A 24,673-nucleotide genomic window follows, 5' to 3' on the forward strand; every position below is an offset into this window, starting at 1 on the left:
GGACAGCGAAGACGTTGAGACCCCACAGGGAGCGTTCTTTGTGACCGAGGAGGCTCAGCGCGAGCCCACGGAAAGCGAAGTGTATTTCCGGAACGGTAAAGCAATTATATCATTTCTACTTGCGTCGCACTTTCTATCAAAGTGTCATTAAAAAGCAGGCTTGATGACTAAATATATTATCTACAAGCGCACTCTTCGTGTCACGATTATCTATTTTTGTGTTACAATAAGAAAATATTAATCGCCTAAATATTCTTTTTATTTAAAAAAATGGCGTGTTAGGAGATTCGATCATGAAGAAACTTACATTTATTTGCTTTATTGCTTTCTTGTTCATAATCGTTTCCGGATGTACACAAGCAAATGTACATAAAGAAACACAAGCTCAAGGGGAAAATAAAGATCTAATCCTCGCAGTAGGTTCCGAACCAGATACAGGCTTTGATCCAACAAAAGGCTGGGGTAGATATGGCTCCCCTCTTTTTCAAAGCACCCTTCTCAAACGAGATAATGACCTAAACATAGTCAATGATTTGGCCACTGCATACAACATCAGTAAAGATGGTTTAACTTGGACAGTTGATATGCGTGACGATGTGGTCTTTTCTGATGGAGAACCACTGACGTCAGAAGATGTAAAGTACACATTTGAAACAGCAAAGAATGCTGGCTCTGTATTGGATTTGAACATAGTAAACAAAATAGAAACCGAAGACGATTTTACTGTGACGTTCACACTAGATGAGCCTCGTTCTACCTTTATCCATACACTAGTTACGACAGGTATTGTACCAAAACATGCGCATGATGATACATATGCCGAGAATCCAATTGGTTCTGGTCCCTTTCAGTTTGTACAGTGGGACAAGGGGCAACAGTTAATTGTAGAAAAAAACGAAAATTATTACGATCAAAAGCCGTATTTTGAAAAGATCACGTTTTTGTTTTTAGGAGAAGATGCCGCTTTTGCTGCAGCTAAAGCCGGTGACGTTGATATGGCATATATCCCTGCTGCGTTTAGTAATCAAACGGTTGCAGGTATGCGTCTTGAGTCTGTGCAAACGGTAGACAATCGTGGCTTGCAATTCCCTTATGTGAAATCGGGTCAGAAAACAGACGAAGGATACCCGATTGGTAATGATGTAACGGCCGATCCTGCAATCAGAAAAGCAATTAATGTCGCAGTTAATCGAGCGTTACTCGTTGATGGTGTTTTAGAGGGCTATGGAACTCCTGCCTACACATCTGTAGATGGATTACCATGGTGGAATCCTGAAACAGTTTTAGAAGATGGTGATATGGAAGCTGCTAGTAAAATACTAGAAGATGCAGGTTGGGAAAAAGGTAACGACGGAATCTATCAATTGGATGGATTAAAAGCGGAATTCACACTTCTTTATCCTGCAAGTGATGTTACTAGACAATCGCTTGCCATTGCTTTAGCAGATATGATCAAGCCTCTTGGTATCTCTATTCAAGTCGAGGGAAAAAGCTGGGATGAAATTGAAAAAATGATGTACGCTGAAGCTGTTTTATTCGGTTGGGGAAGTCACGATCCTTTAGAGATGTACAACCTTTATAGTAGTAAAAACGCTGGAATAGATTATTATAATACTGGTTTTTACCAAAACGAACAGGTTGATGCGTACATGGATGAGGCTCTAGCTGCAACGGATGAAAATGAGGCAAATACGTACTGGCAAAAAGCGCAATGGGATGGGAACACTGGTCTAAGTGCACAAGGGGATGCACCTTGGGTATGGTTAGTGAATATTGATCATTTATATCTAGTCGATGAGCAGTTAGACATCGGGAATCAACGTATTCACCCACATGGACACGGTTGGCCTGTTACTGATAATTTAGTCGAATGGAAGTGGAAATAAAGCAATGAGTTGGCAATTCACTTGGAATCTAGCAACCTATCTTTTTTGGAAATCTATCAAAATTGCTTCTCTGTTAGTTTCCATTTCATTCATCTCTTTCTTATTGGTTAAAAATTCTCCGATTGACCCGATTCAGGCGTATGTCGGAGCAGATATGCTGCATGTTAGTGCAGAACAACGCGAAAAAATCGAGGAATATTGGGGACTTAATGAACCAGTAATACAACAGTTCTTTAGTTGGGGTTCCGCTGTTTTATCAGGGGATTTAGGAACATCAATGATCTATCGACTACCTGTGTCAGAAGTGATCGGTGAGCGGTTTTACAATTCGCTCGCTTTGATGATTACAGCTTGGCTTTTATCAGGAATTATCGGCTTTTCTATGGGTGTGATTGCGGCAATGAAGCGTGATACATGGATGGATCGGGTGATAAAGGGCTTTTGTTATACACTCGCTTCCACTCCTACCTTTTGGATGGGGCTTCTTCTTTTAATTGTTTTTGCTGTCTGGCTAAATTGGTTCCCTATCGGTATGGGTGTACCTTCAGGAGTTCTTGCAGAAGATGTAACAATGATGGATCGAATCAAACACCTTATCCTTCCAGCTCTCACCCTTAGTATTATCGGGGTAGCCAATGTAGCGTTGCATACGCGGCAAAAGTTAATAGAAGTGTTGTCTAGTGATTATATTGTTTTTGCAAGAGCTCGAGGAGAAAAAGGCTTTACGTTATTTTGGAGGCATGGCTTACGGAATATCGTATTACCGGCGATTACTTTGCAGTTCGCTGCTTTTAGTGAATTGTTTGGCGGAGCTGTATTAGCAGAACAAGTTTTTTCTTATCCAGGATTAGGACAAGCAACAGTAGAAGCAGGTCTTAGAGGAGATGTTCCTTTGTTATTAGGATTAGTCCTTTTTAGTACCATTTTTGTCTTTGTTGGAAATCTCATCGCTGATTTAATCTATCGAGTTGTTGATCCTAGGACAAGGGAGGGACAATCTTATGCAGCTAAGTAACTTGCGCGTGTTTAAGCAAAAGTTAAATAAACGACAGCGTACGCTCCTAGTTAGTATCCTCTTTTCTTTAATTTTATGTTCGGTTGTTTTAACAGGGTTTCTATTAAATGAAGATCGTATAGCTACGAATCTGGAAGTTCGGAATGCCTCGCCGTCCCTGGATCATTTATTCGGTACGGATTGGCTTGGAAGAGATATGTTTTCTCGAACAATCATGGGACTTTCATTAAGTATTGGAGTAGGACTAATTGGGGCAATTGGTAGTGCCTGTATTTCTATTATTCTCGGGGTAGTTGCAGCAACGATGGGAAAAGTTGCAGATAGTATCGTTACATGGTTAATTGATTTGTTTCTCAGTGTACCGCATCTCGTTTCCTTAATTCTAATTGCCTTTACCTTTGGTGGTGGATTCAAAGGTATTGTTCTTGGTATCGCGCTCACTCACTGGCCGAGTCTTGCCCGCGTGATCCGTTCTGAAGTGATGCAAGTGAGATCGTTAGAGTTTGTTCAAGTTTCAAAAAAAATGGGGAAATCACGATGGTGGATTGCGAAAGAGCATATTATGCCACACATCATTCCACAAATATTGGTTGGCATACTACTCATGTTTCCACACGCGATCTTACATGAAGCGGCAGTTACTTTCTTAGGTCTCGGCTTATCGCCGCACGAACCAGCAATCGGTATCATTTTGTCAGAATCGATGCGTTATTTATCTGTTGGAATGTGGTGGCTCGCATTTTTCCCAGGCATTTGTTTACTGATTATTGTTCGTATGTTTGACAAGGTTGGGGATCATCTGCGTATGTTAATCGATCCGCATAATGCCCATCGATAAATACTTGTTATTTCGTTATAAAAGGAGTTAACCCATGTCAATTCTTAAAGTGGACAACTTATCTGTTTCATTTAAGCAATATACAAGTGGTCTTCGCCAAACCACACAAAAGGTAATATCCAATCTAAGTATCGAGCTTGTTTCTGGTGAAATTTTGGCGATCGTTGGAGCAAGTGGTTCAGGAAAAAGTTTACTTGCACATGCAATATTAGGTATTCTTCCTGTTAACGCAACAACTAGTGGGGATATTTCATTTGACGGTGAAGTTTTAACACCCAAAAGACAAGAGCAACTTAGAGGGAAAGAAATTGCTCTTGTTCCACAGTCCGTGAACTATCTTGATCCTTTAATGCGTGTGGGGGCACAAGTGCGTACGTCAGTTAGAAAAGAAAATCCGAAAGAGGCACAGAAAAAAGTATTCAAGCGATACCACTTAAATCAAGAGGTAGAAAAAATGTATCCTTTTCAACTATCTGGAGGAATGGCGAGACGAGTTCTCGTCTCTACTGCCATGGTAAGTGGTGCCCGTGTCATTATTGCGGACGAACCAACACCAGGTCTTGATTCGGTTGTTATAGAAGAGGCATTAAATAATTTAAGAGAATTTGCTGACCAAGGCTGTGCTGTTATGCTTATCAGTCATGATATTGAATCTGCCTTAAAGATTGCAGATAAAGTAGCAGTATTTTATGAAGGTACTGTGCTAGAAATCGCTGAAGCTGACAAATTTGAAGGGAATGGCGATCGATTGCAACATCCTTACAGTAAAGCATTATGGAGAGCACTTCCTCAGAATGATTTTCGTACGAATATCGATTAGTAATTTCCTTCGTAAGCGTGTAAAAATCGTTAATTCATTCAGAAGTCGGACTTGGTCGAGTGCCCAGTAACAGCTACAGCTGGGTTATCACAATCTTAATCCATGAATGACAGAACAACACGATCATTAAACGGACATTTTTTCCGCTATCTAAGTATTTTTTTATTCATTTAGCCAGTTGGCGGACATTTTTTCCGTTATTTCATAGAAAACGCAAAAAAATTCCTTCAAAGTGAAGAAATAGCGGAAAAAATGTCCGAGAGTAGCTTCAAAAATGAGAAATTTAGTCTAAATAAAGGAATAAATGTCCGTTAGCTAACTGGCCATTTTTACTAATTCCATAAACAGTCAAGTCAAAAGTGAGGTGCATACATGCAACTTGAAGCAAATCATGTTAGTTTTCGATACGGAACACAACAATGGTTATTTCGTCAGGCTAATTTCACCATACATGCTGGAGAAATTCTTGGTTTAGTTGGGCCGAGTGGAGTTGGTAAAACAACATTTGGTCGCACTTTAGCAGGATACGAAACACCTTACGAAGGGACCATTACTCTTGATGGTGTCCCCGTTTCCACACAAGGGTATCAACCAATTCAATTAGTAATGCAGCACCCTGAAAAAGCTGTAAATCCGAAATGGAAAATGAGAAAGACGTTGAATGAAGGTTGGGAACCGGATGAGGCTTTGTTAGCAAAATTAGGGATTGACCAAAAATGGCTTAATCGATGGCCAAACGAATTATCTGGTGGAGAATTACAACGCTTTTGTGTGGCCAGAGCTTTGGGTCCGGATACTCGCTTCTTAATCGCTGACGAAATGACAACGATGCTCGATGCCATTACACAAGCACAAATTTGGCATGCCGTTCTTGAGATTGCAAAGGAACGTAATATGGGAGTCCTTGTGATCAGTCATGACCAACATTTGATCCATCGGCTTTGTACAAGGATTATTGACTTTAATGAATTGCTCGACCATGGAATGGTTAGAACGTAGTAGAAAAAACCACTAGAAATATGAAACTGCACCCCATTTGTTTAACACAAAACAATTAGGGTGCAGTTTTTCTATGTTTGATTTGACTATCAGCCTATTAGTTCTCTTTTACAATACCATTAAAATAGTTTGTAATAGTATCCATTTCCTTCTTTAATAACGGCAAACTATTCGATAACCAACGTATTAATATGCCGTTAGACTCTAATGTTGTCATCCCTGATTTATGATTGTCCTGTTGGACGAGCATAGAATCCATATGAACGTCCGATAGATTAACCTTAGGCGAAAAGCACCAAAAGTTTCCGATATAATTATAGTTTTCTAAAGCACCTAACTTTTTCAATTCTTGTTTCTTAGGATGAAGATGTAGCGCATCGTAAACAACACATTGATCGTCTATCCAAATATCTACATGTGTGTTGCATTCCTGAAAAGCAAAAGCTTCTCCTCGTTTATCTCGACCTGGATATAAAATTTCGCTCCATAACAACGAAGAACTAGGTGTCATTTGAATCGATGTCTTACTATCGAATCTAGCATCTAGAAAAGGAATAACCTCTTCACGATTCCATTCTAATTTCGCATCGTCTTCCAATTTAACCGTTACTTGTTGGGTGCTTGGAGCATCGTTAAATGCAGGGTACACTTTTGTTGCTGATTGCGGTCGTAACGTAACACTTGACCCTTGCCCGACATGGATGCGAAATTCATTTCGATCTCCAGCTACTAGTCCACCGGAAGATTCCATTAAATATACCGTTACATCTCCAGTGCCTTCTGGATATAATTCTCTACTTGCTTTTAAAGGTGGCTGTTGGTACACGTCGACCATTCTAGTTTTTCCACGTAACAATTGAAAGGTTAAATCTAATTTGCCATAGCTCTTTGGAGCCATAGCCCTTTCCTTATTCGCTAACGGTAGCATGCGCGTCCTCTTCTGTTCCCTCTAGTAACATGTAGTGTTTGATCCAATCAATCACTTGGTCGATTCCAACACCTTTTTTCACATTGGTAAAAATAAATGGACGTTCCTTTCTAGCATTTTTTGCATCAATTTGCATCTTATCTAAATCTACTTCAACGTAAGGAGCTAAGTCGATTTTGTTCACTAAAAGTAGGTCTGAACGCGTTACACCAGGTCCACCTTTACGCGGAATATCTCCACCTTCCGCAACATCAATCACATAAATATAGCCATCTACTAACTCTGGACTAAATGTTGCAGATAGATTATCTCCTCCACTCTCTAGCAAAATGATGTCTAAATCATCGAAACGACGCTTCAATTCATCAATCGCCTCGAAGTTCATCGATGCATCCTCACGAATAGCGGTATGTGGACACCCACCTGTTTCCACACCGATAATTCGATCTTCTGGCAAAATCCCTTTTCTAATTAAAAATTCCGCATCCTCTTTTGTATAAATATCATTGGTAATTACCCCAATGCTATAGTCTCCATGCATTTCCATCGTTAATCGTTCCACTAAGGATGTTTTTCCAGAACCTACTGGACCTCCGACACCTACTATAACTGGTTTCATACTCCATTCCCCTCTCCATACTTTTCGTTATGAAATAAATAATCTTGATTGCAAGTACTTGTGTTGCATTGAAGCAAGTTCAAGACCCACCGCATGATTGGAAACATCTTCTAAACTTCTTTCCATCACAAGCTTTGTCGCTTTATGAATTTCTGGTATTAACTGATGAATCACTTGAATCCCTGCTTTTTGCCCTAAAGGGATAGCTCGAACCGCATTGTGCACTAATCCTACCGTGGATGAATACATAAAAGTGAGTAGAGCTGTAAACAAGTCAAATTCCATTTCGACCGTATATAAGCTATAAGCAATTGGAAAATGTCCCTTGATTCTTTTTTCATCGACAAATTGCTTCCACTTTTTTAAATGCTCATTTGGAAATACTGGTAAAATAGCCTGCAAGAACTGCTTCCCCATCATCCGACTAGCATCTCGTGTTTCTACTGCATTTTTACTAGCATCACAAATGCTTTCTAATCGAATTAATGCATCCCAGCCTTCTGCTTTCATTTGCTCGTAGGCTTCTTTGACAAAAATCCCATCTGTGTACGCTAGATTTTCTAATACATACATTTTCAAGAACTCAAACAAATCCTCTTTTGTTCGTATTTCATCGGATTGAATATATGTTTCCATTCCAAATGAATGCGTATAAGATCCAATCGGAAATGCTGAGTCGTGAATATGCATTAAGTACAAAAGATTAGTGCTTATGTCCTCTATATTTGAAAGGCTGCTTAAATCTGCGCTCTGTTTGTTCATAGTCAACACCCACTTCTTCAAATAGACGTTCCAATGTTTCATCAAATCGAACGACAATTTCATTCTCAGAAATCAGGCATGGCGTATGGCGATTACCTAACTCAAATGCCATTTTGCCCATTTGTACAATCGAATTCGGATAGACCACATAAACCTTTTCCTTTTTCGTCCGAATAACGACTTGTAATTTATCATCTTGATACAATATATCGCCAACCTTTAACGGTTGTTTGTCATCTAAGGCGATCGCAACATCTGTACCTTTATCCGTTTTTTTACGTAAAATTCGCTTGTTTAATTCTTCCCAATCTAACTCAATCCACTCACGATTTTGATGCTCTTGCTCCCCTGTTTCTACATTTCCGATAACGGCTTTTGTTAACATATTGATACCTCCAACTTTAAAATGTTTTAAATAGGCTGTTTTCTATAAGTTAATTACTTATTTATGACGGAATATATATAAACTCCGATGTAACTAGGATTGGGTGGTAGGACACCGCTACGGAAGAATGCTTCGCATTCCACGGGCACGGCCTCAGCTAACTCAGTAGCAAAAAGCGCTACTGAGTGGATCTTCGGCTCGTGCTGTTCCCGTAGGAGTCTCTGCATTCTTCCTACGCTATTTTAAGCATCCTAATTAATGAATAGTTTAAGACTCAATATTGTAAAAAGTTATTTTTCTTAAAATCAACTGTTAATGATTTCCATGCAAATAAACAATCGTTAATATCAATTTTCTGATTTAATTTTAAATCTAAATAGCGACTTATCTAGAAGTAGATACTAGCGGATCAAGTGAAATTGGCGACACTCCTGCAGGAACAGCACGGGCTGAAGATCCACTTAGAAGCGCACTTTGCTTCTGAGTTAGCTGAAGCCGTGCCTGCAAGAGGAATCTGAACTTAGAAAAATCCGGGTTCTGGGATTTTTCGTGATTCCTCCTCGGAAAGGGAGCCAATTTCACTTGAGGAGCGGGTGTGTTAATTACGCCGCTTTTTATATAAAACTTAAAACAAGAAATAACGTTGCGCCAATGCCACTTCATTAAATGGTTCGCACGTAATTAGTTCACCATCGATTTTCACCTGGTATGTTTCTGGATTAACCTCAATCTTTGGTGTTTTTTCATTATAAGGTAAGTCTTTCTTGCCAATGTTCCGGCAGTTTTTGACTACCCCTATCTTTTTTTCTAATCCTAGTTTCTCATGGACTTTTTTATCAAAAGCGGCTTGAGAAATAAAAGTTAAACTCGTGCTATACTTCGCTTTCCCTAACGCACCAAACATCGGACGCATAAAGACGGGTTGTGGTGTTGGAATCGAGGCATTTGGATCGCCCATTTGCGCGTGGCTAATCATGCCACCTTTAAGAATTATTTCTGGTTTTGCTCCAAAAAATTTCCGGTCCCAGATCACCATATCTGCTAATTTACCAGGCTCAATCGATCCTATTTCATGGCCCATCCCATGCGTGATTGCAGGGTTAATCGTGTACTTCGCCACATACCGTTTCACACGTGTATTATCGTTAGTTGTTCCTTCATCTTCTTTTAATTGACCTCGTTGCTTTTTCATTTTATCTGCGGTTTGCCAAGTACGCATGATTACTTCCCCGACTCTTCCCATTGCTTGAGAATCAGATGCAATCATACTAATCACACCTAAATCATGAAGAATATCTTCAGCAGCAATCGTTTCAGGGCGAATACGCGAATCTGCAAAAGCCACATCCTCTGGGACATTGTGATCTAAATGGTGACAAACCATTAACATATCTAAATGCTCATCAATCGTATTTGTCGTGTAAGGCCGGGTTGGATTCGTTGATGACGGCAATACGTATGGATAGGATGCAATTTCCATAATGTCTGGCGCATGCCCACCACCTGCACCTTCCGTATGGTACGTATGTATGACACGTTCGCCAATCGCTTTAACTGTATCTTCCAGGAACCCCGCTTCATTAAGCGTATCCGTATGAATCGCAACTTGCACATCCATCTCATCGGCAACAGCTAAACACTGACTAATCGATGCAGGTGTTGTACCCCAGTCTTCGTGAAGCTTTAAACCAATTGCACCCGCTGCTATTTGTTCTCGCTGCGGATCCGCAGATGCAGCATTTCCTTTACCTAGAAATCCAATATTGATCGGAAAGTGTTCTGCAGCTTCAAGCATGCGATGAATGTTCCACTCCCCAGGTGTACACGTTGTTGCATTCGTTCCAGTTGCTGGACCTGTTCCTCCACCAAGCATGGTCGTAGTACCTGATGCAATAGCTACATCCACTTGTTGCGGGCTTATGAAATGAATATGTGCATCGATTGCACCCGCGGTTACAATCTTTCCTTCACAAGCAATTACTTCAGTGGAAGCGCCAATGATCATATTTGGGGCAACGCCTTCCATCACATCTGGATTTCCACCTTTCCCAATTGCAACAATCCGACCATCTTTAACCCCGATGTCAGCTTTTACGATTCCTGTATAATCAATAATAAGTGCATTCGTTAAAATAAGATCTAAAACACCTTCATCACGAGTCCTTGTACCGCTTTGACCCATTCCATCTCGGATTACCTTTCCACCACCAAACACACTTTCATCACCATAAACCGTATAGTCTTTTTCCACTTCGATCCATAAATCTGTATCCGCTAATCGTACTTGATCTCCTGTTGTTGGTCCGTAAAGTGATGCATATTGTGAACGAGTAAGTTTCATGCTTGATCACCAACCCCTTTAAATCCTTCACTTTTTATTCGTGCCTGAATTGCTTGTTTATCTTTTACACTTCCATTAGTTAAGTTGTTCAATCCATACACATGCTGATTCCCTGCGATCGCTACAAGCTCTACTTCCTTCTCTTCTCCTGGCTCAAAACGTACCGCTGTGCCTGCTGCAATGTTCAAACGCATGCCAATTGCATTTTCTCTATCAAAGGCTAAGTTTCGATTTACTTCTGGAAAATGATAATGGGATCCTACTTGTACAGGCCGATCACCAGTATTGGACACGTTTATCGTCAGGGTTTCTCTTCCTTTATTTATTTCGATATCATCTTTCTTCAGTCGATATTCTCCAGGAATCATTCATTCATCCTCCTTTAGCTATCTAAACAATAGGTTGGTGCACTGTTACTAGCTTTGTACCGTCTGGAAAAGTCGCTTCGATTTGCACGCTCTCGATCATCTCTGGCACACCATCCATCACGTCTTCAGCAGTTAACACTTTTTTCCCCTCTTGCATTAACTGGGCAACCGTTTTTCCTTCTCTTGCCCCTTCTAATAAGTAGCAACTGATCAGTGCAGTTGCTTCAGGATGATTTAATTTGAGCCCTTTATCCTTACGTTTTTGTGCAAGTTCACCTGCCATGAATAGCATTAATTTTTCCATCTCAACTGGAGATAACTTCACTTTCTTCACTCCTTTATTTACACGCTTAAATAATGATACACCTCATCATCATTAATCTGATCGACACTGTTTTCATAAACGATCGAACCGTGGTCAATCACATACACGTAGTCCGCAACACTTTTTACAAACTCTAAATCTTGCTCTACGAGAATCATGGAGGTGTGCAAGGTATGCTTCACATCCTTAATAACCTCTTGTATTTGTTCCACAATGTTTGGCTGAATTCCTTCTGTTGGCTCATCTAATAATAAGAAAGATGGATTGGAAACAAGTGCTCTTGCGATTGCTAGTTGTTGTTGTTGCCCTCCACTTAAGTCACCGCCATTTCGTTTACGAAACTCCTTTAAGATCGGAAAGTACGCATATACTTCTTCCTTTACTTTCTTTTCTTTACCAGCCTCTAAGCCTATTAATAAATTTTCATAGACAGATAGCTTTGGGAAAATTTCTCTACCTTGCGGGACATACCCAATTCCTTGTTGGGCACGCTGTGACGGACGCTTTTTTGTTATATCCTCCTCCATGAATAGGACTTTCCCTTTACGTGGAGAGATAATTCCCATAATTGTTTTTAATAAGGTTGTTTTGCCTACTCCGTTTCGCCCCATGATACATACTACTTGTCGGTCTTTTACTTGTAGTTCAATATTGCGTATAACCATACTTTCATCATAGCCAGCTTCAAGTCCCTGTAACTTCAGCATCTGCATCAACCTTTCTTCCTAGATAAACCTCACGTACTTTAGGGTCTTTTTGGACATCCTCCATCGAGCCTTCAAAAAGTAACTGCCCCTCATGCATCACGGTAACGACATCTGCATAGTCTTTTACAAAATCCATGTCATGTTCAACAATTAAAACTGCACGTTCTTTCGCAATTTTTGTAATTAACTCCCCCGTTTTTATTCTTTCTTGTTTTGACATACCTGCTATTGGTTCATCTAACAAGACAAGGTCGGGTTCTTGCATCAGCACCATCGCAATTTCTAGCCATTGCTTTTGTCCGTGTGCTAAGGATCCTGCAGATTTATCTTTTTCAGATGTTAACCCAATTAAATCAAGCATGTCAGTAAGCTTTTGCTCCTCTTCCTTTGTCATCTTGGCACGCAAGATGGAGCGAAGCGTCTTTTTTTGTTTCATCGCAATTTCTAAGTTTTCAAAAACAGTTAAATGGGCAAATACGGATGGTGCTTGAAACTTTCTAGATATACCACGGTGAACAATTTCGTTCTCGCTCATTTTGGCTAATTCATATTTTTCATTGAAGGTTATAGAGCCTTTACTCGCCCTTGCATTTCCACATATAACATCTAATAGCGTTGTCTTCCCTGCGCCGTTTGGGCCAATGACAAAATGAACAGTATTTCGATTCACCTGAAAGTCTAGCTCGTTAATAGCTTTAAACCCACTAAATTCAACTGTAATTTTTTTCGATCTCAACACTGCTGGATTCTTTGACATCAACCTTGTTCCACCTTTCTTTTAGCTTTTCTACTAATCCCATAATTCCTTTCGGTAAGAAAACAACTACGATTACAAACAAAGCGCCTAAGAAATATGTCCAATAATCAGGATAGGATTCACTAAATCCAGTTTTTGCTGCGTTAATAAATACTGCACCAATTACCGGGCCAATCAATGTACCACGACCACCCAAGGCTACCCATAACACCATTTCAATCGATGGAACAATACCAATCATCGTTGGTGAAATAATGCCGACTTGAAGAACAAAAAGCATACCAGCTAAGCCTGCGATTGCACCAGAAATCGTGTAAACAAATGTCTTATAAGTAGAAGGGTTATAGCCAAGAAATCGCATCCGATTTTCTCCGTCTCTAACACCGACTAATACGCGACCAAGACGCCCTTTTACTAGTTTTTTACACCCAAGAAAGACAAGCACTAGTGCTACAACTGTGACGAAGTAGATAACTGTTTGAGTTGTAGCAGAATTTATTTGAAATCCAAAAAATGTTGAAAAATTCGTAAGCCCGCTTGTTCCACCAGTCAAATTTTGTTGTCCAATAAACAAGGTGACAATAACGAGTACAAGTGCCTGTGATAAAATTGTAAAATACACACCATTAATCCGATTTCGGAAAGTTAAATATCCTAAAAATAAGGCAAGGCATGCGGGTATGAGTATGCCGAGTATAATAGCCAGTATTGGATATTGGAATGGTATCCAGATTAATGGTAGCTCTTGGATCCCACTCCAAGCCATGAAGTCTGGTAATTTACCGCCTGTCGCCTCTAATTTCAAATACATTGCCATCGCATAGGCTCCTAACCCGAAGAAAATCCCATGGCCTAAACTTAATACGCCAGTGTAGCCCCAAAGTAAATCTAACCCTATTGCTAATATCGCAAATGCTAAAAATTTACCTAGTAGATTTAACCGAAAATCGGATAAAAACAATGGAGCAAGTAACAATATCAGCAAAATAAGGCTAAATACTATTTTTCTACTGAAAACCGATTGATAGATTCTATTTTGCATAATCAACGCTCCCATTTTTTAATCTAGAGATCTTGAACGAGATGTAACAAGTCCTGAAGGTCTCCACTGTAAAAAAGCAATAATTAATAAGAAAATTAATACTTTTCCTATCGATGCATTGGTTAAGTACTCGAACGCAGTATTGAAAAAACCAATTCCAAAAGCACCAGCAACTGCTCCAAACAATGCACCAACACCACCAACAACGACAACCATAAATGCATCAATAATGTAACTTGTTCCTAATGCTGGACCAATTGCGCCAAGTAGCGTAATTGCACAACCAGCAACTCCAGCAAACCCTGATCCAATCGCAAATGTTAACAAGTCTACTTTTCTAGTTGATACACCCAAGCATTCTGCCATTTGACGATTTTGCATAACTGCCCTAACTCTTCTTCCACTTGCTGTTCGATAGAAGTAATAATAAATACCAATTAAACATGTAATGGAAAGTCCTAGAATAAACAAACGGGAATACGGTAAAAGAAGTGTTCCTACTTCCAGTCCACCATTTAAGAAACTTGGACTTTTCACCCCAACGTTAGGTGCTCCAAATATAGATCGTGCTAGTTGTTGTAGCATTAATCCAACACCCCAAGTTGCCAATAAACTATCTAATGGTCGTTTGTACAAAAACCGTATGAGTGAAAACTCCATGATCATTCCAAACCCTGCTGCTACTAAAAGTGCTACTGGAATAGCGAGGATAAAATAGAAATCGAAATATTGAGAAGGAAGATAGCTAATAAAGAGGTTTTGCATAACATACGTGACATAAGCACCGATCATAATTAGTTCACCGTGTGCCATATTAATAACGTTCATTAATCCAAATGTAATGGCTAAACCTAATGCGATAAGTAAAAGTATCGAACCTAGGCTAGCGCCATTGAATAGTGTTAACATGAGTTCGCTCATTGGTAAATCTCCTTTCTAATGTGTAGTTAACGTATAAAAAGGAAGGGGAAGAAGAATGTCTTATTCATCTTCCCTCATTCCGTTTTTATGTTATTGACTTAAAGCTTCACTTAAATCACTTGCCCAGTCATAACCTTCTAAGTATGGATCCGGCTTTAATGGCTCTCCTGAATTCCATAATTCATCAATTTGACCATCGCTACGAACTTCACCAATTCTTACCGTTTTGTAAACGTGTTGGTTATCCCCATCCACTTTTACCGGACCACCTGGCGCATCAAATTCGATACCTTTTGCCGCTTCTTTTACTGCGTCAACATCTGTAGTACCTGCAGCTTCTACTGCAGCAGCCCATAGATAAACACCAAAGTATCCTGCTTCAATTGGGTCAGCTGTTACAGCATCATCACCATATTCTGCTTTATATGCAGCTACAAACTCTTCGTTTTCTGGTGTATCTGTTGTTTGGTAATAGTTCCAGCTTGTTAAATGTCCTTCAATAACATCTGCACCAATACCTTTAATCTCTTCTTCCGCTACACTTACAGATAGAACAGTAAGATCATCAGTAGATATTCCTGCGTCCTTTAACTGTTTAAAGAATGCAACGTTACTATCACCATTCAATGTGTTGAAAATTACTTCCGGCTGTTCACTCTTGATTTTTGCGATTATTGTATTGTAATCTGTATGTCCAAGTGGCGTATATTCTTCACCGATTAGTTCTCCACCATCTGCTTCTAACTGTGCTTTAATAGCAGCGTTCGCAGTTCTAGGGAATACATAGTCGGAACCTAATAGGAAGAATTTCGTTCCACGATTCTCTAACAACCAACTAACTGCTGGTACGATTTGCTGGTTTGGCGCTGCACCTGTATAAAAAATATTAGGTGATGCTTCCATACCTTCATATTGAACCGGGTACCAGAGTAAACCATTATTTTCTTCTACTACTGGTAGCATTGCCTTACGACTTGCGGAAGTCCATCCACCAAAGATCGTTGCAACTTCATCCTGTTGTAATAGTTTCTTAGCTTTTTCAGCGAATGTCGGCCAATCAGAAGCCCCATCCTCGATTACAGGTTCTATTTGTTTTCCTAACACGCCACCGTTGGCATTTATTTCTTTAATGGCTAATAATTCTGAGTCTCTGACAGATGTTTCACTAATTGCCATCGTTCCACTAAGTGAATGTAGGATACCGACTTTGATTGTGTCAGACTCTTCTCCACTAGCTTCCCCTTCTGTTTCAGAAGAACCTTCATCCGTTGTTTCTGGATCAGATTCCTCCGGCTCCGAAGCACCTGCTGCATTATCGGCAGCTGAACATGCCACTAGGACCGAAAATAATAACCCCATAACAATTAGTAATAAATAATTTTTTCTGTTTCTCAAAGACTGTCCCCTCCTGAGTATTGTTAATTTTTCTTACATGGAATAGGCTACCACCTGAAATGTAGCGATACTAGCATCGTGTCAGATTATCTCACAATATTTTTGAGATTATTCTGAATATTCAACTAACCAGTGAAACGTTTTCATTACTGGGATGTAAGGCTTTATCACATGTATTTTAGAGAGGGAAAAATAGACACATTTTTTTTAATGAATGTGTCCTCATTGGTGATTTTGATGCGAAGTGAAATTAACATGCGTTGTAAATTGAAGAGGGTGAAGGTGTGAGATATTTTTAAATTCTTTTGCATTTCCAACCGGACATTTATTCCGTTATTTGTTTATTTTGAAGAACATTTCTAAAGTTGTCTGCCCAATAGCGGAATAAATGTCCGCAAACAAGCGGAAATGTTTAAAAAATAGCAAAATAACGGAATAAATGTCCATTTAGATTCAATGCCTCCGTTTGCTTATCATAAAAAAAGCACTTCCAAGGACTCCCTCAAAAGTGCTAACAGATCAGCAATCTCAATATCTATCTTTCTTCCAAACCACCAATTCATAAGCCCAAATTTCCGCCACCTGTTCTAACAGACAGCTCGTTGGAGAACCTACACCACTCAGGTTACTAATCATCTTTTTCCATTGTCCAACAGCTGGCATCTCCACAGTAAATACATCTTCTGTCGGGTTAACAAATACAGTAAAATCCTCTCTTTCACCAAATAGTACAAAGCCAAATACGGGTTCAGGTGCTTGAATCACATGGAACCGATATGCAATCTCGGCAGCTGAGCCCAGACGAAATAAAGGATATTCCCTTCTAAGCTTTATTAACCCCCTTACCCACTGGACGTTTGCATCCTCTTTGCCTCTTTGGTCCCAATCTAACTGATTAATCGCATCGCCTGAAATATAGCTGTTCTCATCCCCTTGCTTGGTTCGAAAAAATTCTTGACCAGCATGCAAAAAGGGGATACCTTGGCTTAGTAGGGTGAGCCCTGTTGCCAATTGATGCATCCGTCTTCGGACCTCATCGGAAGCATCTGGATTTGATAGCTTTAACCGGTCCCATAAGGTATGGTTATCATGACATTCCACAAAGTTGATTGATTGACTCGGTTCAGAAAACAACTTTTGACCAAGCCCTTCCTGACAAGACCCAGACAATAAAGCAGCCATCCGTTCATAAAATTGGCCATTTCCATTTACATAGCCTGCATGCGCTACTTCAAATAGATTGCCTTTTAGCGTGTCGCGGAACGTATCATTAAAAAAACTAATCCCTGGTAGCTGCTCAGCATGAAAGTTAGTCGACTTTTTCTGAGGTGCTAGTGCCGTATCCAGCTCCCACCCTTCTCCTAATAAAAGGATAGGACGGTTTTCTTGTTGGCATCGTGTTTGGACCTGTTGCATCGTTTCTAGATCGATTGCTCCCATTAAGTCAAAACGAAAGCCATCAACCTGGTATTCTGTTAACCAGTAATCCACGCAATCTAAAATAAATGCGCGCACCATCTTCCTCTCTGTTGCTATGTCATTACCCGTGCCAGATCCATCACTCAAACTTCCATCTGCCTGATAGCGAAAATAATACCCAGGTACTAGCTTTTCAAAGCTTGAATCCTCCTGACTAAACACATGGTTATACACAACATCTAAAATCACGGATAGTTCTTGGTTATGAAATGCATGAATCATTTGTTTACACTCATTTATACGAGCATAAGCATCATTTGCATCGGTGGCATAACTTCCCTCTGGGACAAAATAATACAATGGATCATAACCCCAGTTGTAGTCATCTTCTGGTTTCAACTCATCCACACGCGCAAAATCTTGGAGCGGAAGGAGTTGCACATGCGTACAACCAAGTTCTTTGATATACGTTAACCCTGTCGAATAGCCATCCTTATTTTGTGTAAGGGTTTCCGTCAAACCAAGGAACTTCCCCTTCACGCCCGTATCCAATGCACTAGTCGCATCCCGGACGTGAAGCTCATAAATAATCGCATCTTTCTTTTCCACTTTTGAATAAGATGAAGAGCGGAAGCCAACTGGATCCGTGCTTTCTAGATCAATCACCACACCGTATTTACTATTCGCCGTCATACTTCTAGCGTACGGATCATTGACAAGACTCTCTTCCCCATTAACTGTGACTAAAAAATAATAAAAACAACCGTTAGAGTCCCCTTTAACTGTAGTACGCCATACACCATTTGGACACCGATCCATCGGATATTTTTTATTTTCCAATACCAATACCATGTTCGTTGCAGTTGGTGACCAAATAGCAAAAGAGGTTTTCGATGGATGATAGATATAGCCAAGTGTCTCATCACTCGCATCATACTGGTCATCAAACCAAGCCGTTCTTACCACTGCCCTTGGATGAATTGGACAGTTATGTTCTCCCCAAATAAGGGTAACTTCTTTTCCAATTGGAAAATGACCTTCTAGCTTAAGCTCTGCTGTTGTCTCATTAACTCTATTAACCGATGTTACGAACAAACGATCTTGACCACTGCTCACCTGTGGAGGTTGTGCAGTGAACGAATCAAGCAAGATATTCTCCACCGTAATTTTGTTTTTGTCATCAACCCAAGCAACGATATTTTTCATCGAAAGTCTCCTTTTCCTATAACCACCACAAATACCTTCCTATATTCCTTATGTTTCTATTAAATCCGAAAATCGACAAGAAAGCAAAAAAATGCGTGAGGTTTCCTTACATGTTTACCAAAATTATACACCTTTTTCATAAAAATAGTGCTATACTTATTTATAATAGATCAAAATATCATCATGACGTCAACTTATATGACACAACAGAAGAAAATATTCCGCTCTTTTTAATTTTTTTACACCGAGGGGAGGGTTCACATGGCGCGAATTCCAATTGTAGATGAAGATATTTTTTTATTTCATCAAGGAACCAATTACTATAGCCATCAATTACTTGGGTCCCATTTGACCGAGTATAACAATCAAAAAGGATACAGGTTTACTGTCTGGGCTCCAAACGCTACAGCTGTGGAAGTAGCTGGTGATTTTAACAATTGGACAGGTCACCATTACGCCTTGGAACGCATCAGTAAAGCAGGACTTTGGGCAGGATTTTTCTCAGATATCGATGAAGGCACTCGATACAAGTACCGAATCACTCCGAAGTATGGAGAAGCGTTTTTAAAAGCGGATCCCTATGCGCTACAGGCAGAACTTCGCCCACTTACCGCATCAATGACACCTTCCTCTGACATCTATCAGTGGAATGATGATGCATGGATTACTAAAAAAGAGAAGTACAATCCTTATGCGTCACCCATCCTGATTTACGAAATGCATGTTGGGTCTTGGAGGACGAAAGAGGACGGAAGCTATTATACATATAGGGAGCTTGCTGAACTAGTGATCCCATATGTCAAAGAGTTAGGATACACACACATTGAACTTTTGCCGTTAGCGGAGCATCCATTCGACTTATCTTGGGGCTATCAAATTACCGGCTATTATGCCGTTACTAGTCGTTACGGGAATCCGAATGACTTCAAGTATTTTGTAGATAGCTGCCATCAAAATGATATCGGGGTAATCATGGATTGGGTGCCAGGTCACTTTTGTAAAGATGCCCACGGATTACGACGCTTTGATGGGGAAGCCCTCTACGAATATGCAGACGCTAGAAAAGCAGAAAAAAAATCTTGGGGCACACTCACCTTTGATTTTGGCAGACCAGAAGTACAAAGCTTTCTTATCTCCAATGCGATGTTTTGGTTAGATGAATTTCATATCGATGGCCTCCGCGTAGATGCAGTAGCTAGTATGATTTTCCTTAATTTTGATAGACAAGGTGAGGATCCAATCAAAAACGGGTTTGGTGGCGAAGAAAATTTGGAGGCAATCGCCTTTATCAAAAAGTTAAACGAAGTCGTGTTTCAGTATTTTCCATCCACATTAATGATGGCTGAAGATAGCTCAGATCTTCCAGGCATTAGTAAACCAACTTACCTTGGAGGACTTGGCTTTAATTTCAAATGGGATATGGGCTGGATGAATGATATGCTCACCTATATGGAATATGATCCTGTTTACCGTAAATGGCATCACAACCTATTAACCTTTTCATTTATGTACACGTATAGTGAAAACTTTGTCCTACCACTATCTCATGATGAAGTTGTTCACGGAAAAAAATCACTGTTAAATAAAATGCCAGGTGATCAATGGCAGCAATTCGCTAATCTCCGCCTTTTACTTGGCTATATGATGGTTCACCCAGGAAAAAAATTAGTATTCATGGGTGGAGAGTTTGGGCAATATATTGAATGGAGAGACCAACACGAGTTAGATTGGCTTCTATTTGATTACCCCTTACACAGCAAACTATTTGAATATGTTAAAGACCTACATCATTTTTATCGCAAGCAACCTTCCCTATACACACTTGATCATGAACCAGCAGGGTTCGAGTGGATTGATCCACACAACATGGACCAAAGCGTTATTGCTTTTGTTAGAAAAAGTAAAGATACTTCTCATGACCTTCTCATAATTTGCAATTTCACTCCAAATGTTTATTACGATTACAAAGTTGGCGTATTACGTCCTGGCACTTACCAGGAAGTGTTTAATTCAGATACAGCAGCGTTTGGTGGTTCAGATCAACGGAACAATTCGTATCATTATACAATTCCAGAAGAATGGCACAACCAAAAACAGCATATCAAAGTAAAAGTTCCACCACTCGCAATCAGTGTGTTTCAACTAGTTGCACAACCACTTTTAAAGGAGGATTAGTGAATGAAAAAAGAGTGCGTAACGATGCTTTTAGCAGGTGGTGCTGGAACAAGGTTAGGTGCGTTAACACAAAATCTTGCAAAACCAGCAGTACCTTTTGGTGGAAGGTACCGAATTATTGATTTCGCATTAAGTAATTGCTTAAACTCGCACATGTTTACAGTTGGGGTGTTAACACAATACTCCCCACTGGAACTTCATAAACATATTGGTGTAGGTAAACCATGGGATTTGGACCGGATGCATGACGGACTGACCACATTGTCCCCTTTCACCGAGCATACCGGTGGTAACTGGTACCTAGGCACTGCCGATGCGATCACGAAAAATAGAACGTACATTGAAGGATATGATCCAGATTATTTGCTCGTTATTTCTGGTGATCATATTTACCACATGGATTACGACAAACTACTCCGTCATCACAAAAAAACACAAGCAGATGTAACCATCTCCGTACTTGAAGTCCCCTGGAAGGAGACATCTCGATTTGGCATCTTGAACACGACAGACGATCTACGAATCTATGATTTTGAAGAAAAACCTCTTCATGCAAAAAGTAACTTAGCGTCGATGGGCATTTATATTTTTAACTGGAACGTGTTAAAGGACTATCTAGAAAAAGATGCAACAGACCCAGATTCAGATCATGACTTCGGCAAAAACATCTTACCAGCCATGTTGGCTGACAACCTTCGCCTTTATGCCTACCGATTTGAAGGCTATTGGAAAGATGTTGGTACCATTGAAAGCTATTGGGAAGCACATATGGATTTATTAGCAGAGGATTTAGAACGTTTCTTAAATAACAACGAGTGGAGAACCTATTCACATGACTCCAACTTCCCGCCACAGCTAATTGATGAACACGCTGTTGTCCACCAGTCTTTGGTCAACAATGGTTGTATCGTTTCAGGCACACTAGACCACTCGATATTATTTGAAAATGTGCAAGTAGGAAAAGGCGCAACGATCAAGCAATCTATTTTACATCCTGGTGTACGTGTTGGAAAGAATGTGTACCTCGAACGTGTGATTGCCAAAGAAGACGTCGTGATTCCTGACAACACTACCCTCATCGCATCAGATGATCAGGAACCAATTGTTTTATCAATTGAGAATCAAAAGAAAATGATGAATGCATAGAGATAATAAAGCCGGGGAGTTGCTAGCATGGAAACTATGATGGGATTAATTAATTTAGAGCATGAACATGATTTTTTAAATGAGTTAACGTATTTTCGATGTGGAGCAGCCGTACCTTTTGGTGGAAGGTTTCGAATGATCGACTTCACCCTTTCTAATATGGCGAAATCCAACATCCAGGAAGTGGCTATTTTCACAAGGAATAAGTATCGGTCATTAATGGACCATTTGGGTTCAGGAGCGGACTGGGATTTAGACAGGCGTCATGGCGGTCTCTTCATCCTTCCCCCTGATTGGAATGACCCAACGGATATTTCAAAAGGGGACCTCAAGTATTTTCATAACAACTTAGATTATTTCGAACGCGGAAAATCTGACTACGTATTAATAAGTGGAAGTCAGTTTATCTCTAACACGGTTTATGACAAGATGTTTCAACACCATCTGGATCGAAATGCTGACGTTACGATCTTAACGACCACATACGAGACGCTCCATTCCGAACATAACGCTTGTATTAAAGTCGTTCAAGATGAAGACGGATGGGTCACTTGTTTAAACAATGATACAGAAAATGCACATATTTTTACCGGTGTGTACATCCTTAGAAAGTCATTATTACTAGATTTAGTTAAGGACTGTATTGCTAATCATAAAAGCCACTTCTTTTTGGATGGCATTAAAGCAAATCTTGAACGGCTAAACATACAAACATACCGTTACGAAGGTTATAGCGCCATTGTTAATTCTGTCGAAAGCTATTATCGACAAAATATGGCTTTGCTAGATACCAATGCATATAAAAAACTGTTTTTCGACAGTACGCCTATTATGACAAAAGTCGGCAACCAACCACCGACCAAGTATCGTGGTACATCCATCGTAACGAAATCATTAATTGCCACTGGTTGTGTCATTGATGGAAGCGTCGAAAATAGTATTCTATTTCGCGGGGTACATGTTGGTGAAGGAGCATCCGTTAAAAATTCGATTATCATGCAACGTTGCAAGATTGAACCTGGTGTCCATTTGGAAAATGTTATTTTAGATAAAGATGTAAGCATATCGAAAGAGCAGATTCTTAAGGGAGCAAAAGAGCAGCCGTATATCATAGCCAAAAGAACAATTATATAAGGAGCGATTTATATGGAAAAGAATGTATTATTCGTCGCATCAGAGTGTAGCCCTTTTGTAAAAACTGGTGGATTAGCTGATGTCGTAGGTTCCCTGCCACAAGTGCTCCAGCAAGAGGAAAATACGGATGTAAGAGTCATCTTACCGCTATATGAAGAAGTTATTTCGAAGTGGCAAGACAAACTAGAGTGGGTGTCCTCGGTCTATGTACCGGTGGGATGGCGAAACCAGGAAGCTAACATTTATCAATACACACATCAAGGGATCATCTACTATTTCATCGGAAACGATTATTATTTTAGTAGAAAAGGTGTGTACGGGTATTATGACGATGGCGAGCGTTTTGTATTTTTTAGCCGGGCTGTTATAGAATCGCTTGCCGTACTAGACTTTAAACCCGACATTCTCCACGGGCATGATTGGCAAGCAGGCTTAGCCGTCGCTTTTGCTAAAATCCTACAACCTATTGAAAATATGAAAACTGTTTTTACCATCCACAACATTAAATACCAAGGAATTTTACCCTTGGATACATTTGATGAGCTATTTAATATACCTCGAGAGCATATTGGCGGGATGGAATGGAACGGATTACTTAACTGTATGAAAAGCGGCATTTTTCACGCAGATAAAATAACAACGGTTAGTCCAACCTATGCAGACGAAATTAAAACGCCTTATTACGGGGAAGGACTTTACTCGATTCTAACAGAAAGACAAGATGATCTAGTTGGAATTATTAACGGAATTGATTTGGATGAGTTTAATCCAATGAAAGACCCGCACCTTACATCCAACTATAAGTATTCAAGAGTAAAGAAAAAGGAAAACAAAGAAAGTCTCCAACAAAAGTTAGGCTTACCAGTCAATCCAGACATTCCCTTATACGTAATCATCACGCGTCTCGTTGAGCAAAAAGGGCTACATTTAGTCCAAACGATTCTCGATGAATTTTTACAAGAGGATGTACAGTTTGTTGTCCTTGGTACTGGTGACTATGAATTTGAAAACTTTTTCTATCATGCAGGGCAACGTAACCCGGATAAATTGGTTTCCTATCTAGGCTTTGACGAGGCACTTGCAAGACAGCTTTATGCAGCCAGTGATTTTTTCGTCATGCCATCGCAGTTTGAACCGTGTGGGTTATCACAACTAATCGCACTGCAGTATAAATCCGTACCGATTGTAAGAGAGACTGGCGGATTAAAGGATACCGTATTTCCATATAACGAACTTACTGGAGAAGGAAATGGCTTTAGTTTTTCTGACTACAACGCCCATGACTTGTTACATGTACTGCGGTATTCCTTAGAGATCTATCACAATGAGGAACACTATAAAACCTTATTAAAAAACGTGAATAAAAGTAACTTTAGCTGGAATGACTCCGCCAAAGCCTATGCAGAACTTTACAATACACTCGGGTATGTTATTTCCTAAACGAGATAAAAAGAAAGGCTAGCGAGCGAAATTTGATCTGTATTT

Annotated in this window: 22 protein-coding genes; 9 read left to right on the plus strand and 13 right to left on the minus strand. The window is 39.9% G+C overall.

What is annotated here, in order from left to right:
* The first annotated feature begins 293 nt into the window (after nt 1-293).
* The 5 genes from NYQ66_RS00005 to NYQ66_RS00025 all read left to right on the plus strand — a co-directional run bounded on the left by NYQ66_RS00005 (nt 294) and on the right by NYQ66_RS00025 (nt 5,558).
* Entirely contained in the window at nt 294-1,886 is a 1,593-nt protein-coding gene (locus NYQ66_RS00005; protein ID WP_259865193.1) for an ABC transporter substrate-binding protein, read from the plus strand.
* A gap of 4 nt (nt 1,887-1,890) precedes the next feature.
* Nucleotides 1,891-2,901 carry an ABC transporter permease gene (locus tag NYQ66_RS00010; RefSeq protein ID WP_259865196.1) on the plus strand — a complete coding sequence of 337 codons (1,011 nt, stop codon included), beginning with the start codon at nt 1,891-1,893 and terminating at the stop codon, nt 2,899-2,901.
* Complete coding sequence (locus NYQ66_RS00015) at nt 2,888-3,739, plus strand: ABC transporter permease (protein ID WP_259865198.1); 852 nt, start codon at nt 2,888-2,890, stop codon at nt 3,737-3,739. Before NYQ66_RS00010 ends, NYQ66_RS00015 begins: the two co-directional genes overlap by 14 nt.
* 34 nt (nt 3,740-3,773) lie before the next feature.
* A complete protein-coding gene (locus NYQ66_RS00020) occupies nt 3,774-4,559 on the plus strand; it encodes an ATP-binding cassette domain-containing protein (protein ID WP_259865202.1) in 786 nt (261 codons plus the stop codon).
* 372 nt (nt 4,560-4,931) lie between these two features.
* Nucleotides 4,932-5,558 (plus strand): ABC transporter ATP-binding protein, encoded by a 627-nt coding sequence (locus NYQ66_RS00025; protein ID WP_259865208.1) that lies wholly within the window; start codon nt 4,932-4,934, stop codon nt 5,556-5,558.
* Between the two features lie 97 nt (nt 5,559-5,655).
* On the opposite strand, the gene NYQ66_RS00030 is transcribed toward NYQ66_RS00025, so the two are convergent.
* From NYQ66_RS00030 to pulA, 13 genes are all read right to left on the minus strand, one after another.
* Nucleotides 5,656-6,486 carry an urease accessory protein UreD gene (locus NYQ66_RS00030; protein WP_259865219.1) on the minus strand — a complete coding sequence of 277 codons (831 nt, stop codon included), beginning with the start codon at nt 6,484-6,486 and terminating at the stop codon, nt 5,656-5,658.
* A complete protein-coding gene (gene ureG / locus NYQ66_RS00035; RefSeq protein WP_259865239.1) occupies nt 6,467-7,105 on the minus strand; it encodes an urease accessory protein UreG in 639 nt (212 codons plus the stop codon). Before ureG ends, NYQ66_RS00030 begins: the two co-directional genes overlap by 20 nt.
* Nucleotides 7,106-7,132: 27 nt before the next feature.
* A complete protein-coding gene (locus NYQ66_RS00040) occupies nt 7,133-7,867 on the minus strand; it encodes an urease accessory protein UreF (RefSeq protein WP_259865242.1) in 735 nt (244 codons plus the stop codon).
* On the minus strand, nt 7,809-8,252 hold the full coding sequence (locus NYQ66_RS00045; protein WP_259865245.1) for an urease accessory protein UreE: 444 nt from the start codon (nt 8,250-8,252) through the stop codon (nt 7,809-7,811). Before NYQ66_RS00045 ends, NYQ66_RS00040 begins: the two co-directional genes overlap by 59 nt.
* Nucleotides 8,253-8,877: 625 nt before the next feature.
* Nucleotides 8,878-10,593 (minus strand): urease subunit alpha, encoded by a 1,716-nt coding sequence (ureC, locus tag NYQ66_RS00050; RefSeq protein ID WP_259865248.1) that lies wholly within the window; start codon nt 10,591-10,593, stop codon nt 8,878-8,880.
* Nucleotides 10,590-10,961 (minus strand): urease subunit beta, encoded by a 372-nt coding sequence (gene ureB / locus NYQ66_RS00055; protein ID WP_259865250.1) that lies wholly within the window; start codon nt 10,959-10,961, stop codon nt 10,590-10,592. The genes ureC and ureB overlap by 4 nt, the downstream gene beginning before the upstream one ends.
* A 22-nt stretch (nt 10,962-10,983) precedes the next feature.
* The gene (gene ureA / locus NYQ66_RS00060) at nt 10,984-11,286 is read right to left on the minus strand and encodes an urease subunit gamma (RefSeq protein WP_259865261.1); all 303 of its coding nucleotides are present in this window, start codon (nt 11,284-11,286) and stop codon (nt 10,984-10,986) included.
* Nucleotides 11,287-11,303: 17 nt separating this feature from the next.
* The gene (gene urtE / locus NYQ66_RS00065) at nt 11,304-11,993 is read right to left on the minus strand and encodes an urea ABC transporter ATP-binding subunit UrtE (RefSeq protein WP_259865517.1); all 690 of its coding nucleotides are present in this window, start codon (nt 11,991-11,993) and stop codon (nt 11,304-11,306) included.
* Entirely contained in the window at nt 11,971-12,750 is a 780-nt protein-coding gene (gene urtD / locus NYQ66_RS00070) for an urea ABC transporter ATP-binding protein UrtD (RefSeq protein WP_259865266.1), read from the minus strand. The genes urtE and urtD overlap by 23 nt, the downstream gene beginning before the upstream one ends.
* A complete protein-coding gene (gene urtC / locus NYQ66_RS00075) occupies nt 12,704-13,792 on the minus strand; it encodes an urea ABC transporter permease subunit UrtC (RefSeq protein ID WP_259865280.1) in 1,089 nt (362 codons plus the stop codon). The genes urtD and urtC overlap by 47 nt, the downstream gene beginning before the upstream one ends.
* Nucleotides 13,793-13,810: 18 nt before the next feature.
* A complete protein-coding gene (gene urtB / locus NYQ66_RS00080) occupies nt 13,811-14,713 on the minus strand; it encodes an urea ABC transporter permease subunit UrtB (protein WP_259865284.1) in 903 nt (300 codons plus the stop codon).
* A 90-nt stretch (nt 14,714-14,803) separates the two neighbouring features.
* Nucleotides 14,804-16,072: an urea ABC transporter substrate-binding protein gene (gene urtA / locus NYQ66_RS00085; protein WP_259865525.1), complete on the minus strand. Its 1,269-nt coding sequence runs from the start codon at nt 16,070-16,072 to the stop codon at nt 14,804-14,806.
* A 564-nt stretch (nt 16,073-16,636) separates the two neighbouring features.
* On the minus strand, nt 16,637-18,733 hold the full coding sequence (pulA, locus tag NYQ66_RS00090) for a type I pullulanase (protein ID WP_259865300.1): 2,097 nt from the start codon (nt 18,731-18,733) through the stop codon (nt 16,637-16,639).
* A gap of 261 nt (nt 18,734-18,994) precedes the next feature.
* On the opposite strand from pulA, the gene glgB reads away from it, so the two are divergent.
* Genes glgB through glgA form a run of 4 tightly spaced genes read left to right on the plus strand, consistent with a single transcriptional unit; the run spans nt 18,995 to nt 24,628 of the window.
* Nucleotides 18,995-20,908 (plus strand): 1,4-alpha-glucan branching protein GlgB, encoded by a 1,914-nt coding sequence (gene glgB / locus NYQ66_RS00095; RefSeq protein ID WP_259865304.1) that lies wholly within the window; start codon nt 18,995-18,997, stop codon nt 20,906-20,908.
* A gap of 3 nt (nt 20,909-20,911) precedes the next feature.
* Nucleotides 20,912-22,054, plus strand: a complete 1,143-nt coding sequence (locus NYQ66_RS00100; RefSeq protein WP_259865318.1) for a glucose-1-phosphate adenylyltransferase — start codon at nt 20,912-20,914, stop codon at nt 22,052-22,054.
* Nucleotides 22,055-22,081: 27 nt separating this feature from the next.
* A complete protein-coding gene (glgD, locus tag NYQ66_RS00105) occupies nt 22,082-23,188 on the plus strand; it encodes a glucose-1-phosphate adenylyltransferase subunit GlgD (RefSeq protein ID WP_259865322.1) in 1,107 nt (368 codons plus the stop codon).
* A gap of 12 nt (nt 23,189-23,200) precedes the next feature.
* Entirely contained in the window at nt 23,201-24,628 is a 1,428-nt protein-coding gene (gene glgA / locus NYQ66_RS00110; RefSeq protein WP_259865335.1) for a glycogen synthase GlgA, read from the plus strand.
* Nucleotides 24,629-24,673 lie beyond the last annotated feature (45 nt).

It is taken from the genome of Aquibacillus koreensis (genome assembly GCF_025154055.1).
In the GTDB taxonomy this organism is placed as follows: domain Bacteria; phylum Bacillota; class Bacilli; order Bacillales; family Amphibacillaceae; genus Aquibacillus_C; species Aquibacillus_C koreensis.

Bases quoted from the DNA above. Each gene is read 5' to 3' on its own strand.
- urtC (WP_259865280.1), bottom strand. From the start codon at position 13,792: ATGCAAAATAGAATCTATCAATCGGTTTTCAGTAGAAAAATAGTATTT.
- glgB (WP_259865304.1), top strand. From the start codon at position 18,995: ATGGCGCGAATTCCAATTGTAGATGAAGATATTTTTTTATTTCATCAA.
- NYQ66_RS00030 (WP_259865219.1), bottom strand. From the start codon at position 6,486: ATGCTACCGTTAGCGAATAAGGAAAGGGCTATGGCTCCAAAGAGCTAT.
- urtB (WP_259865284.1), bottom strand. From the start codon at position 14,713: ATGAGCGAACTCATGTTAACACTATTCAATGGCGCTAGCCTAGGTTCG.
- NYQ66_RS00045 (WP_259865245.1), bottom strand. From the start codon at position 8,252: ATGTTAACAAAAGCCGTTATCGGAAATGTAGAAACAGGGGAGCAAGAG.
- NYQ66_RS00010 (WP_259865196.1), top strand. From the start codon at position 1,891: ATGAGTTGGCAATTCACTTGGAATCTAGCAACCTATCTTTTTTGGAAA.
- NYQ66_RS00040 (WP_259865242.1), bottom strand. From the start codon at position 7,867: ATGAACAAACAGAGCGCAGATTTAAGCAGCCTTTCAAATATAGAGGAC.
- ureG (WP_259865239.1), bottom strand. From the start codon at position 7,105: ATGAAACCAGTTATAGTAGGTGTCGGAGGTCCAGTAGGTTCTGGAAAA.
- NYQ66_RS00025 (WP_259865208.1), top strand. From the start codon at position 4,932: ATGCAACTTGAAGCAAATCATGTTAGTTTTCGATACGGAACACAACAA.
- urtD (WP_259865266.1), bottom strand. From the start codon at position 12,750: ATGTCAAAGAATCCAGCAGTGTTGAGATCGAAAAAAATTACAGTTGAA.
- ureB (WP_259865250.1), bottom strand. From the start codon at position 10,961: ATGATTCCTGGAGAATATCGACTGAAGAAAGATGATATCGAAATAAAT.
- glgA (WP_259865335.1), top strand. From the start codon at position 23,201: ATGGAAAAGAATGTATTATTCGTCGCATCAGAGTGTAGCCCTTTTGTA.
- NYQ66_RS00100 (WP_259865318.1), top strand. From the start codon at position 20,912: ATGAAAAAAGAGTGCGTAACGATGCTTTTAGCAGGTGGTGCTGGAACA.
- urtE (WP_259865517.1), bottom strand. From the start codon at position 11,993: ATGCTGAAGTTACAGGGACTTGAAGCTGGCTATGATGAAAGTATGGTT.
- ureC (WP_259865248.1), bottom strand. From the start codon at position 10,593: ATGAAACTTACTCGTTCACAATATGCATCACTTTACGGACCAACAACA.
- NYQ66_RS00005 (WP_259865193.1), top strand. From the start codon at position 294: ATGAAGAAACTTACATTTATTTGCTTTATTGCTTTCTTGTTCATAATC.
- urtA (WP_259865525.1), bottom strand. From the start codon at position 16,072: ATGGGGTTATTATTTTCGGTCCTAGTGGCATGTTCAGCTGCCGATAAT.
- pulA (WP_259865300.1), bottom strand. From the start codon at position 18,733: ATGAAAAATATCGTTGCTTGGGTTGATGACAAAAACAAAATTACGGTG.
- NYQ66_RS00015 (WP_259865198.1), top strand. From the start codon at position 2,888: ATGCAGCTAAGTAACTTGCGCGTGTTTAAGCAAAAGTTAAATAAACGA.
- glgD (WP_259865322.1), top strand. From the start codon at position 22,082: ATGGAAACTATGATGGGATTAATTAATTTAGAGCATGAACATGATTTT.
- NYQ66_RS00020 (WP_259865202.1), top strand. From the start codon at position 3,774: ATGTCAATTCTTAAAGTGGACAACTTATCTGTTTCATTTAAGCAATAT.